At 64.1% G+C, this 13,811-nt stretch carries 5 protein-coding genes; 4 read left to right on the top strand and 1 reads right to left on the bottom strand.

Annotated elements, in window-relative coordinates; all coding sequences use genetic code 11:
* The first annotated feature begins 42 nt into the window (after positions 1 to 42).
* The 3 genes from O0882_RS04525 to O0882_RS04515 are packed head-to-tail and all read left to right on the top strand — an operon-like array spanning position 43 to position 4,281.
* A complete protein-coding gene (locus tag O0882_RS04525; protein WP_289945685.1) occupies positions 43 to 1,737 on the top strand; it encodes an MFS transporter in 1,695 nt (564 codons plus the stop codon).
* A 43-nt stretch (positions 1,738 to 1,780) separates the two neighbouring features.
* Complete coding sequence (locus tag O0882_RS04520) at positions 1,781 to 2,887, top strand: HlyD family secretion protein (protein ID WP_289946830.1); 1,107 nt, start codon at positions 1,781 to 1,783, stop codon at positions 2,885 to 2,887.
* On the top strand, positions 2,884 to 4,281 hold the full coding sequence (locus tag O0882_RS04515) for an efflux transporter outer membrane subunit (RefSeq protein WP_289945683.1): 1,398 nt from the start codon (positions 2,884 to 2,886) through the stop codon (positions 4,279 to 4,281). Before O0882_RS04520 ends, O0882_RS04515 begins: the two co-directional genes overlap by 4 nt.
* Positions 4,282 to 4,805: 524 nt before the next feature.
* Here the strand turns inward: O0882_RS04515 and O0882_RS04510 are convergent.
* On the bottom strand, positions 4,806 to 5,018 hold the full coding sequence (locus tag O0882_RS04510; RefSeq protein WP_289945681.1) for a hypothetical protein: 213 nt from the start codon (positions 5,016 to 5,018) through the stop codon (positions 4,806 to 4,808).
* A gap of 151 nt (positions 5,019 to 5,169) precedes the next feature.
* Between O0882_RS04510 and O0882_RS04505 the strand changes: the two genes are divergently transcribed.
* Positions 5,170 to 13,779, top strand: a complete 8,610-nt coding sequence (locus tag O0882_RS04505; protein WP_289945679.1) for an SdrD B-like domain-containing protein — start codon at positions 5,170 to 5,172, stop codon at positions 13,777 to 13,779.
* The last annotated feature ends 32 nt before the right edge of the window (positions 13,780 to 13,811 follow it).

Raw genomic sequence — 13,811 nt, 5'->3', positions numbered from 1 at the left:
CCAGCAAAGAACGGCTTCAGCAAACCGGATCGCGATTACCGCATGGACAAGTACACACCTCGCACCTGGGGGCCGGGCGAACGCCCGAACCTGCCCGGGTCGCCATCGACGCCAGAACATTCGACGCCCAAGCGTGTCGCGTATTTCATCGTCGGCCTGATCGTCGCGCTGACGGGGGGGCTGGGCAACGGCCTGGTGACGGCCAATTTGCTGAACCTGCAAGGTTCGCTGGCCGCCTATGCCTACCAGATGCAGTGGCTGCCGGCCGCCTACGTGATGACCATCGTGTCCATGAATCTGCTGCTGGTGAAGTTCCGCCAGCAGTTCGGCCTGCGCCTGTTCACGGAAGCGTTCCTGGTGTTGTATGCGCTCGTCACCTTCGCCCACCTGTATGCGAATACCTTGCCGTCCGCAATCGCCGTGCGCGCCGCGCATGGCATGGTGGGTGGCGCGCTGGGGGTACTGGGCCTGTACTACACCTTGCAGGCGTTTCCCGCACGGCACCGCCTGAAGGGCGTGGTGCTGGGCCTGGGCTTTGCCCAGCTGGCGCTGCCCCTGGCGCGCATCTTCACCTCCGAACTGCTGCAGATCGGCGAATGGCATGGCCTGTACCTGTTCGAACTGGGACTGGCCCTGCTGGCGCTGGGCTGCGTGCTGGCCCTGAAACTGCCACCGGGTGACCGCGTGCAAACGTTCGAGCCGCTCGACTTCCTCACCTTCATCCTGTTCGCGCCCGGCGTGGCCCTGCTGTGCGCCGTGCTGGCGCAGGGGCGCACGGCGTGGTGGATGGAGTCCGAGTGGGTGGGCGTGTGCCTGGCGTGCTCCATCGTGCTGATCGCCGCCTCGCTGGCCATCGAGCATAACCGCGCGCGTCCGCTGCTCAATACGCGCTGGCTCACCACGGGCAAGATCGCCAAGCTGTTTTTATCCGTGCTGCTGTTTCGCATCGTGCTGTCCGAGTCGACGGGGGCGGTCGGCTTCCTGCAGGCGCTGGGCTTGAACACGGACCAGATGCAGCACCTGTTCATCGTGGTCCTGCTGGGCAGCGTGGCGGGCCTGGTGGTCAGCGCGCTGACGATCAATCCGAAGACTCTGAACCGCTCGCTGATGTTCGCGCTGCTGCTGATCGCCGCCGGCGCCCTGATCGACGCGCACGCCACCAGCCAGACGCGCCCCGTCAACATGTATGTCAGCCAGTTCCTGCTGGCCTTTGGCGGCACGTATTTCCTCGGTCCCACCATGGTGGCTGGCATGGGCGCCGTGATCGCCGAACCGCGCAACCTGGTGAGTTTTTCCGTGATGTTTACCATGACGCAGAACTTGGGCGGCTTGCTCGGGTCGGCCATCGTCGGCACCATCCAGACGGCGCGCGAAAAATACCATTCCAGTTACCTGGTCGAGCACCTGACCATGCTCGACCCGCAGGTGGCCGCGCGCGTGCAGTCGGGTGCCGCAAGCTACGGCGGCGTGCTGACGGACCCCGCTTTGCGCAGCGCCCAGGGCGTGGCGCGCCTGGGCGCCATCGCCACGCGCGAAGCCAATGTACTCGCCTACAACGACGTCTTTCTGATGATCGCCGGCGTCGCTATCGCCACCTTGGTCTGGATGCTGGTCAGCCAGTCCTGGACCCGCATCACCACCGGCGCGCGTCGCCTGGTCGGCCCCGTGCGCGATGCGCAGACGGCCATGGCCATCGTCCCCATTACCAATTCGGAACCGAACAATGACAGAAAATAACACCACGCCGCCCGCAGCTCCCACCGCACCCGCCACCCCTTCCATGGCGCAGCCGGACCGGCGCCACCAGTGGCTGTCCGCGCTGGCCTTTGCCGCCGTGGCCCTGGTGGGCGTGCTGATCGTGCTGTACGCGTGGCGTTTGCCGCCGTTCACCAGCCCCATCGTGACGACGGAAAACGCCACCGTGCGCGGGCAGGTGACCATCATCGGCACGCAGCTGTCCGGCTATGTGGTGGAAGTGACGGTGCAGGATTTCATGGACGTCAAGGAGGGCCAGCTGCTGGTGCGCATCGACGACCGCATCTACCAGCAGCGCTACGAGCAGGCGCAGGCCCAGCTGGCGGCGCAGCAGGCGGCGCTGTCGAACTGGGCACAGCAGAAGGCCAGCGCGCAGGCGGGGATTTCCGTCAGCGAGGCGGCGTTGGCCAACGCGGAAGCGCAGGCGCGCAAGGCCAGCGCCGATTTGAATCGCGTGGAGCAGCTGGTGGCTGACGGTTCGCTGTCGCAGCGCGAACACGACCAGTCGCGCGCCACGCAGGCGCAGATGGCGGCCGCGCTGGCGCAGGCGCGCGCCAATCTCGACATCGCCCAGCAAAGCGTGCATAGCGTGGTGGTCAACAAGCAGGCCCTGGAAGCGGCCGTGGCGAACGCGCAGGCGGCCGTCAAGGCGGCGAAGATCGACCTCGATAACACGCGCATCGTGGCGCCATCCGATGGACAATTGGGCCAGGTGACGGTGCGCCAGGGCGCGTACGTGAATTCGGGCGCGCAGCTGATGGCGCTGGTGCCGCGCCAGATGTGGGTGATCGCCAATTTCAAGGAAACGCAGATGAACGGCGTGCAGGAAGGGCAGAGCGCCACCTTCCACGTCGACGCGCTTGACGGCGCCGTGCTGACGGGCCAGGTGGAGCGCATTTCGCCGGCCACCGGTTCCGAATTTTCCGTGCTGCCGGCCGATAACGCGACGGGCAACTACCTCAAAATTGCCCAGCGCATTCCCGTGCGCATCCGCATCGATGCGGGGCAGGCGAATGCGCGCCGCCTCGTGCCCGGCATGTCGGTGGTGGTCAGCGTCGACACGTCCGCCGTGCTGAATGACTCGGCGGACAATCCCGCGCCTCCGCCTGCGCCAAAGAAAGCCAAGCCATGAAGCGCCGCATATGGCTGATGGCCGCCGTGCTGGCGCTGGCCGGCTGCGCCGCCAATCCGCCACCGCAACCCGCATCGGCACTGCAACTGCCGTCCGGCTGGCGCGCGCAAGCCATCGGCGCACCGGCGGCGACTGAGGCCCAAGTCGAGCAGCTGTGGTGGCAGGCCTTCGGCGACCCCGTGCTAAGTGATCTGGTGGGCGAAGCGCTGGCGCGCAATGGCGACTTGCGCGTGGCGCGCGCTCGGGTGCAGGAATACCGCGCGCGCCTGGCGCAGGCCGATGCGAACCGCGCGCCGAACCTGGCCTTTGACGGTTCGCCCACGCGCACACGCACCCTGGCCTCGAGCGGCAAGCCATATGTGACGAATGTCTTCCAGGCCGAACTGCAGGCCAGCTATGAAATCGACGTGTGGGGCCGGCTGGGCAATCTGAGTGACGCGGCCGGCGAGAGTTACCGCGCCGAACAGGCCAGTCTCGATGCGGCGGCCCTGTCGATCGCCGCCAGCGTGGCGACGAGTTACCTGAATCTGCGGGGACTCGACGCGCAGCTGGCGCTGACGCAATCGACCCTGCAACTGCGCGAACAGTCGGGCGAGCTGGCGCGCAAGCAGTTCGAGGTGGGCTACAGCTCGCGGCTGGAATGGCTGCAGGCGCAATCGGAATACCATGCGGCGGCGGAGCAGGTGCCGCAGCTGCAGCGGCAGATTTTTGAGCAGGAAAACGCGCTGGCGATCCTCGTCGGCGGCAATCCTGGCGCCATCGCGCGCGGCTTGCCCCTGGCCGAGCTGGCGGCGCCGGGCGTGCCTGCCGGCCTGCCGTCCGACCTGTTGCGCCGGCGGCCCGACATCGCGCGCGCGGAACACAACCTGGCAGCCGCCAACGCCAGCCTGGCCGCCACGCGCGACCAGCTGCTGCCCTCGTTCAAGCTGACGGCCGTGGGCGGCGGGCAAGCCACGACGCTCACCGATTTCCTGCATGCGCCGACGGCCCTGTGGCGCCTGACGGCGCTGGCGGCCGGCCCCCTGTTCGATGGCGGGCGCGTGCAGGCGCAGACGGATGCGGCCGGCGCGCAGCGCGACCAGCTGGTGTACACGTATGAAAACGTGGTGCGCAACGCCTTCGCCGAAACGGAGAACAGCCTGGGCGCCATCTACCGGCTGCAGCAGCAAGCCGTGGAAAACGACGCGCGCCGCGCCACGGCGTTTGATACCCTGCGTATCGCGCATAACCGCTACCGCAATGGCTACGCTTCCTACCTGGAAGAACTGGATGCTCAGCGTACCTTGTACAGCGCCGACGTAGGCTTGCTGCAACTGAAGACGCGCATCCTCGTCGCCTCGGTCGACCTGTACCGCGCCATGGGCGGTGGCTGGTCGGCAGCGGCCCGCCCTTAAAGCCTGTCCCGGCAGGGGATGGATTCATCTGCCGGGACACCCTCTTAGTCCCTGTTACCCGCAGCATCCAGTTTTTTTGCCAGGATGCATGCTGAATCAGTACACTCTTGCCTCCCTCTCTCTCCAAAAATCCCCCCTTTCCCTGCCCATGACGGCGCGCCGTCGATTTTTTATGTTGTATTTAAACAACCTCATTTTCACGGTGATGCGCATGAAAAATTTCCGCATGGAATTATTGCGTGATTTTTAACGTATATTGTTTTCGATACCAATAAATGTTGTCATTTGAATTATTGTAAATATCATATGGTAAACATTCTATCTTCCACTATGTACGGTGGCGTACATAGTGGAAGATAGACAGAAATTGGTATATTTAACGCTATTTTCTGCTATTTACTGGGTATTAGGCCAAGAAAGCTGGCTTAATACCAATTGTAAAAAATAATAAAATAGACACATTTGTTGGCATGAGCGCAAGTGAATTTGTGGGAATTTGTATTTTCTTGTCAAATCTCAATTAATTAATCATTTAATATTTCTATTGCTTGTGAAGCATCAAGAAATGCACCAAAATGTCGCAAATCATCAGTGTTGCTAAAAATTACACATTGAGTATTTGTTGACTTTCGTGCCGCCTTGTCATGCAGGCAGGGTGAAAAAACAGGCTGTTCGCTGTTTTTTCTGAGCCGGAAGTGCCGTTGCAGCACACCGCACAACCTCCTGACGACTGCCATGCCTATGTCCTCCTTTTTGCGAACTTTCTTTTCCTGTCTGATCTCCTGCAAGCGGGGAGGGCCCCGCGGTCTCCTGCAACGGCTGTTATGGCTGATCGTCTGCGTCTGTACCCTTGGCGGGGCGGGCACGGCGTCGGCGGCGGTGGTTGATTTGTCCGTTTCCGCCTATCTGCAAACGCCGGACCCCGTGCCGCGCGGCGGCAAGGCCAGTTTTTCCGTGGTCGTGACGAATAATGAAGATCTGCTGGATGCCACGGGCACCGTGCGCCTGGCGGTGGCACTGCCTGTCAATGTGAATTTTGCATCGAGCACGGCGCCGAGCGGTTGCGCCTTCAATCTGGCGGCCAGTCCGCAACTGCTTAATTGCACGCGCAGCGGACTGGGCAAGACAGCGAATTGGACAGTCAATTTCAGCGGTACCGGTTCGACGGCTTCTGCCGTGGTGACCAAGGCCAGCGTGTCTTTTGCCAATGTGGACACGGACGGTAACAACTTCAACAACGATTCGATCAAGACGGTCACCGTCATCAAGGGTGCGGACCTGAGCGTCGCCACCAGCGGCACGACCGGCTTGAGCGGTTGCCCTTCGGCTTGTACGGCACAGGCCGGCGCAACGGTGGCTTACCGGGTGGACGTGGCGAATGCCGGTCCGGACAGCGCATCGCAATTCAAGGTCACGTACAACTTGCCGGCCAGCGCGGATTTTACCTACGCATCGGCGTCAGGTACTGGCTGGACATGCGCCCGTTCGGGCACCGTGCTGACCTGTACTTACAGCGGCGCGGCCATCGGCGTCGGGCAGCAGGCTCCCCCCATCACGATCGGCGGACGCATCGTGAAGAGCATCGCCGGCACCATCACCAATGGCGCGTCGGTGGCGTCCAGTGACTTGCAGACCGGTGACCCGGAAGACGGCAACAATGGACCCAGCCAGGTCATCGTCACGGTCAAGCCGGGCACCGACCTCGATGCCCGTCAAACCCTGGTGTCGAATGCCAGCGGCCTGAGCTCGTTGACGGAAGGCGAGGCGGTCAGCCTGAACCTGTGGGCCGTCAATAGCGGCACGCAGGACGCCAGCGGCGTCACCGTGAAGACGACGGTTTCCAGCGATTTCATTATCGGCACCTTGCCGACCGGCTGCGCCAAGGCGGGCCGGACGATCACCTGCAGTGTCGGCGCGCTGGCGTATGGCGTCACCTCTTCCAAGTTCCTGATTCCGCTGACCGTCGCCGCGGGTGCGACTGGCGGCGCCAACGTCGTGGACGTGGCACGCAGTGCGCCGCTCGATGGCTTGAACAATCCGGCCTCGGCTACCTACACCATCGTCGCGCCATTCGCCCACCTGACCCTGACCAAGAGCAAGTCGCCAGGACTGGTCGCGGCCAATGGCCTGATCACCAATACCATCACGGTCACCAATGCGAACACCTCCACCAGCGCCGCCAGCGGCACCGTGACCGTGACCGATACCTTGTCGTCGCAAGAAAGCTATGTCAGCGCCAGCGGCACCGGCTGGACATGCAGCGTGGCCGGACAGCTGGTCACCTGTACCTACACGATCCCTGGCAGCCTGGCGCGCGGCGCAAAACTGCCTGCCCTGGTTCTGACCACGCGCGCACAAGCCGGTTTTACTGGCACCTTGAGCAATACCGCCTGTACCGGCATGGCCGCCGGGTCGGCGCACCAGCCGCCGGACAATGCGAGCACGGGCAATTGCGCCACCGCCAGCGTCACATCGACGCCGTTGAACGTCGACCTGGCCATCGTCAAGACGGCATCCCTGGCCAGCTTGCCGGCCGCGTCAAACACCTTCAGTTATACCCTGGTGGTCAGCAATGCTGGCCCGGACACCGCACCGACCGTCAAGGTGGTCGACGCCTTGCCGCACTGGTACAACGGCAGCGGCGGCACCACGGGTGGCAGCGTGGTACTGGCCGGCAGCGGCGCTGGCGAAAGCTGCAGCTTTGCTTCGACCGTCAATTGCACGCTGCGGAACCTGGCCAATGGCGCGTCGCGCAGCATCACCATCACGCTCAACCGCCCATTGAAGGATGGTGCCTTGCTCAATACCGCCAAGGTATCGAGCCCGGATGCCATCGACATCAATACGGCCAACAACAGCTCCGGCGCCACCGTCACCGTGGTGCCGCAGGCCGATGTCGGCGTCACGGCGATGTCCGGTGCGCCGAACCCCGTGCGCGTCGGCGTGCCGCTGGTGTACACCACTTCGATCCGCAACAATGGGCCCAGCAGCGCGGCCAATGTGGTACTGCGCCAGGTCATCGATCCGGCCCGCATGGCCTATGTGGCCGGCTCGGCCAGCATCGCGGGCAGCGCTGCCCAATGCACGCTGGTGCCCGCCTTCAGCGGTGCGCCCTATGCGGGACAGTCTGGCATCGAATGCCAGAACTTTGCGCTCAGCGACGGCGAGACGCGCCAGCTGATTTTCTCGGTCATTCCTGTGTTCCCCTACCCGGATGCGCTCGACGCGACCTATATCAGCAGCGCCACCATCAGCACGACGACCGACGACAGCAACGCGGCCAACGACAGCAACAGCACCACGGTCACCGTGATCAGCAAGGAGCTCGATCTGAGTGTGTCGGCCGTCGATACGGGCTACGAACAGAGCCCGTTCGGTGATGCGCTGGTGTACCAGGTCAGCGTGCAAAACAATGGACCTTCGCTGGCCACCGGCCTGAAGCTGGTCGTGACTCCCGTGCCGCCGCCACAAGACGGCGTGGCCGTGCCGTATACCATGCTGTGGAATGCCGCCGGTAGTACCTTGCCGACCGGTGCCTCGTGCAGCCAGCCCGGCGGTGCGGGCACGAATGTGGTGTGCTACCTGGCCAGCTCGCCCGGCGGCAGCACCTTGGCCAGCGGCGTCAATCGCGTCTTTGGCCTGAAGTTCGATACGGGTCCCGTCAGCAACGCGCCGCTGGGATCGATCACCTACAAGATCAGCGCCAGCGTCGAATCGCTGGAGACGGGTGCGGCACCGTTTACCGGCGACAAGCTGGCGACGAACAACGTGGTGGAGGAAACCACCACCGTGCTGCCGAAGACCGATCTGATACTGGTGTCAAAAACCGTGTCGCCCGCATCGCCGTTCAGCATCAACCAGCCATTTACCTACACCCTGGTGGTGGGCAATCTGGGTCCCGCCCTGGCGGCCAGCACGGTTGTCACCGATGTGCTGCCGGCCGGCTTCGTGCTGACGGGCGCACCGACGGCACGCCTCGGCTCCGGCGCTCCGCTGGCCTTGAATAACTGCGTCAGCAGTGGTTCGCCGGTCACCGTGACCTGCACGCTGGGCGTGCTGCCGATTGCATCCGGCGCAGCCGATACGGCCAATCTGGTCGTCATCACGATTCCCGTGAAGGCGCCATACCCGGCCTATGCGGGGCCGTTCGCCAGCAATATCACGAATACCGCCAGCATCGTGCCGACGCCGGGTACCTCGCGCGATCCGAATGCCGGCAACAACAGTTCCAGCGTCGACGTGCAGATCGTCAAGTCGAGCATCAGCGGCTCTGTGTATAACGATGCGAACCGCAGCAACAGCATGGATGCCGGTGAAAAAATTACCAGCGGCGTGACATTCTCGCTGTACGGCCAGGATTTCTGGGGCAACGATATCGGCACGGCGGGCGCACCGCTGACCTTCAATACCAGCAGCGGCGACTTTCTGTTTGACCGCCTGCCGCGTTCCGCAGCCGGTGGCTACACCCTCGTCGAGACACAGCCGGCCAATTATGCCGACCTGTTTGAAGTCGCGGGCACGGCCGGCGGCACGCCGCCGCCGGCCAGCTGCGACGGCGGCGTCAACTGCTCTGCCAGCGCGGCGCACAACACCATCGGCCAGATCGTGCTGGCGCCGAATACCGCGGCGACCGGCTACCTGTTCCAGGAGTACGCACATGCGGCCATCAGCGGCTACGTGTACGCCGACAAGAACAATAACGGCTTGCGCGAGGCGGGCGAAAGCGGCATCGCCGGCGTGCAGGTGAAGCTTTCCGGCCAGACCTTCTGGGGCGCCGACGTGTGCGCCGCGATGGGCAGTGCCTGCACGGCCACCACCGACGCCAATGGCAAATACAGTTTCACCAATGTGCCGCCAAGCCGTCTGGGAGAGTCCTATACGCTTACCGAACTGGCACAGCCTGCCGCTTATGCGGATGGCAAGGAGCAGAACGGTGCCGGCAATGTGGTGGCGAACAGCGCGGGACGCGCGGCGCCGGAAGGCATCGTCGTCGGCAGCATCGAACCGGGCCTGAGCTACACCGAGCGCAATTTTGGCGAACTGGCGTTGGCGTCGATTGCCGGCAGCGTCTACATGGACAGCAACCGCGATGCGGTGCGCCAGGGTGGTGAAAACACGGGCGTGGCCGGTGTCACGCTGACCTTGAGCGGCAATGACTATCTCGGTCATCCAGTCTGTCCTGGCAGTGCCGTACCGAGCTGCACTTTCCAGACGGGCGCGGATGGCAGTTACCTGATTGCCGGCCTGGCGCCGAGCGACGCCACCGGCTATGCCGTGACGGTCACGCCGCCGGCCAGCCTGTATCACACGGGTGCGCAGGCAGGCAGCCTGGGTGGCCTGATCGACGGCGCCGTGCGCGTGCCTGGCACCGGTGTGCCGGGTGCCGCTATCCGGACTGCTGGCGCCATCGTGCTGCTGCCCGGTACCACGGCGACGGGCTACCATTTCGGCCAGGCGCCAGGCGCGGCGGGCGGCGTGGCGCAGTCGCTGTCCGGCTACGTGTATATCGATGCGAACCGCAACGGCCGCAAGGACGCGGGCGAGACGGGCATCGCCGGCGTGACGCTTACCCTGTCGGGCACCACGGCTGACGGCTTCGATGTCTGCAGCGTGATCGTGCCTGCCTTGTGCACGCTGCAAACGGCGGCCGACGGCGCCTACAGCTTCACGGGCCTGCCGCAAAGCGACAGCAGCGGCTATGCCGTTGTCGAAATCCAGCCTGCCGCCTACCTCGATGGCGCGGAAAGCGTGGGCACTGTGAATGGTGTCGCGGCAGGCCGCATCGGCGGCAGCGCACCCCGCTTCGACCAGTTCAGCGGCATCGTGCTGCCGCATGGCGGCAGCGCGCGCGATTACAATTTTGGCGAACTGACGGGCAGCATCGCCGGCAAGGTTTACCTCGATGTGGATGGCAATGGCGCGGCCAGCAGCGGCGACACGCCGTTGGCGGGCGTGACGTTGACATTGACGGGTGGCGCAGGCGGTCCGGTGACGGTGCTGACCGATGCCAACGGCGCCTACCATTTCGACGGCCTGCTCGCTGGTAGCTATACCGTGACACAAACGCAGCCGGTCAATTACGCCGATGCGGGCCAGGTGGCCGGCAATGGCGGCGGCAATGCCAGCGTGGCCAACGTGGTCAGCGCCATCGCGCTCGCACCGGGCGCGCAATTGACGGGCTACGATTTCGGCGAGAAGACTGGCACCATCAGCGGCGCCGTCTACCTCGACGCCAACGACAACGGCGTACGCGATACGGCTGAAACCACGGGCATCGCCGGCGTTGGCATCAGCCTGACCGGCATCGCCCGCGACGGCATCACGCCGGTCAACCGCACGGCCATCACGGCCGCCGACGGCAGCTACAGCTTCGGCGACCTGCCGAATGCGAATGCGGCCGGCTATACGCTGGTGGAAACGCAACCTGCCGCCTATCTGGACGGACGCCACCGCAAGGGCTTGATCGACGGCGCCGCATCCTGCGCCAATCCTGCCTGCGATATCGGCACGGCCAACGCCATCGCGCGCATTCCATTCGATGCGGCGAAGAGCCATACGCGTTTTGACTTCGGCGAACTGCTGGCGGCGAGTATTTCCGGCCGCGTGTACGGCGATGCGAACGATAGTGGCAGCTACGAGAAGGGCGAAGGCCTGCCGGGCGTGAGCCTGACGCTGAGCGGCGTCGACAGCCACGGCAAGCCGGTCAATGTCACTGTCGTCACGGACGCCGATGGCAGTTACACGTTCCCTGGCCTGTATCCATCGGGTCCGGGCGGCTATACGGTCACTGAAACGCAGCCGGCCGGCCTGGGGAATTATCCGGGTGCGACGGGTACCTTTGTCGGCAGCATCAACGGCAAGCCGGTCGGTACCGGCGTGGTGGATGTCATCAGCGCCATCGTCCTGCCGCCACAGGGCAATGGCAGCGGCTATGATTTCCGCGAGCAGGTGTCGTCGTTGCGGGGTTTCGTGTATCGCGACCTGAACGATAACGGCGCCATGGACGCGGGTGAGGCGGGCATCGCGGAGATTGAAATCACCTTGCGCGGCACGAACGGTTTTACCCGTACGCTGGTGACGGGAACCGATGGCGGCTACCGCTTCGACGGCCTGCCTGCCGGTACCTACAGCCTGCTGGAAAGCCAGCCTGCCGTGTATCTCGACGGCCGCGAAACGGCCGGTAGCGCTGGCGGCAAGGTGAACAACGTCCGCTTCGGTGCGGCGCCAGAACACAATACGATCAGCGATATCGTGCTGCCGGTGGCGACGCAGGCGAGCGGTTACCTGTTTGGCGAACGCCATATGTTGGGCAAGCTCGGTGGCGTGGTGTATGCGGACCTGAATAACGACGGCGTCCAGAACGATGGCGAGAAAGGCATTGCCGGCGTAACGGTGGCCCTGAGCGGCATTTCCGCCGATGGCAAGCCGGTCAAGCTGAGCCTGGTGACCGGTGCCGACGGCAGCTATCTGTTCGATACGGTGCCAGTCAGCGATGCTCCCGGCTACACCCTGACGGAAACGCAGCCGGCCGGTTATTTGGACGGCAAGACGGTGGTGCTGCCAGGATCGGTGGGGTCGGCCAACGCCAGCAAGCCTGTCGGCGTGGGCAACAAGGATACGATCACCGGCATCAAGCTGGCGGCGGGCGACGACATGCGCGGTTATCTGTTCGGCGAGAAGGGCATACCGCAATTGAAGCCGCCCGTCATCAACGGTTACGTATGGCTGAACCGCGATGGCAGCCGTGTGCGTCCGCTCGATGGCAGCCATGCTGGCGTGGCTGGCTGGACGGCCGAACTGCACCAGGAAGGCAAGTTGATCTGCCGCGCCATCACGGACGAGAAGGGCTTCTACCAGTTCGACAACCTGCATTGCCCCGGCTACGAGGCGAGTGGCTTGCCGACGGGTTCCGGCTACACGATCACCTTCCTCAAGGATGGCAACAACATGCCGAATGTGCCCGTTTCGACGGGAGGCGAAGGCGTGGTGGTGCCAGGTGGCAGCCGCATCACCAGCCTGACCTTGCGCGACGGCGACCGTATCGTCGAGCAGAACTTGCCGCTTGATCCGGCCGGCGTGGTGTACGACTCCGTGACGCGCAAGCCGGTGGCTGGTGCCGTGGTGTCGATCAGCGGCCCTGCCGGTTTCGACAGCACCACGCACCTGGTGGGCGGAGTTGCCGAGCAGACGCAAACTGTGGGCAGCGACGGCATGTACCAGTTCCTGCTGCAGAACGGCTTCCCCAGCGGCGTGTATACGCTCAGCGTGGTAGCGCCGGCGAACTACCTGCTGGCGCCGTCGGGCAGCCTGCCGGCCTGCAAGGGACCATTGACGGTGGGCCTGGTGCCGAATCCGGCCTTTATCCAGGCCAGCGAGTTGGCGCCGGCATTGTCGACGAAGATGGAACTCGATCCGAATAACTGCACGGGACTGATCGCCGGAGGCGCCAGGACCACGCAGTACTACCTGAGCTTTGTCATCACGAATGGCGGTTCGGCACCGATCCTGAACAACCATATTCCGCTCGACCCGCTGGGCAGCGACAGCATCATGGTGACGAAGACGACACCGATGCTGAACGTCACGCGCGGCGACCTGGTGCCGTACACGATCACGGCCAGCAATCCGCAGGCGGCAACGCTGGGGGCGATGGACGTGCGCGACCTGATACCGGCCGGCTTCAAGTACCGCGTCGGCAGCGCTACCCGCAACGGTGTACCGGCGGAACCTGTCGTCGATGGCCGCAGCCTGCGCTGGAAGGAAAGCGGCTTCGCGCCGAAGGAGAAGAAGACCTACAAACTGATGCTGATGGTGGGCAGCGGCGTTGGCGATGGCGAATACGTCAACCAGGCCTGGGCAGCGACAGGCGGGACGCGTATTTCCAACCTGGCTACTGCCACGGTGCGGGTGGTGCCGGATGCGACCTTCGATTGTCCCGACATCATCGGCAAGGTATTCGACGACCAGAACGCGAATGGCTACCAGGATGAAGGCGAAGCGGGTATTGCCGGAGTGCGCATGGCGACGGCGCGCGGCTTGCTGGTGACGACGGATGCGGAAGGACGCTTCCACGTGGCTTGTCCGGCGATTCCGAATGCGGACCGCGGCTCGAACTTCGTGATGAAGCTTGACGACCGTACCTTGCCGAGCGGCTACCGCGTCACGACGGAAAATCCGCGCGATGTGCGCCTGACCCGAGGCAAGGTGGTCAAGCTGAACTTCGGCGCCACGATCCACCGGGTAGTGCGTCTTGAGTTGAGCGACGCTGCATTCGTTGCGGGCGAAACGGCCTTGCAGGCGGAATGGGCCGGACGCATCGAAGGCCTGGTGAGCCAGTTGCGCGCCAAGCCATCGGTACTGCGCATCGCGTATGCCGCAGGCGGCGATGCCGCGCTGGCGCAACGCCGCAGCAAGGCGATTGAAAGCGAGATGCAGGCGCGCTGGAAGGCACTGCAAAACGAATATCCCCTCGTCATCGAGATCGAGGGCGCACAATGAAACCGAAAATGACCATGAACGTTAGCAATCAA

The sequence above is a fragment of the Janthinobacterium sp. SUN073 genome (assembly GCF_030397665.1).
GTDB lineage: Bacteria > Pseudomonadota > Gammaproteobacteria > Burkholderiales > Burkholderiaceae_D > Janthinobacterium.
The sequence above is the reverse complement of the archived record's forward strand: the minus strand, read 5'-3'. Positions and strand labels throughout refer to the sequence as shown.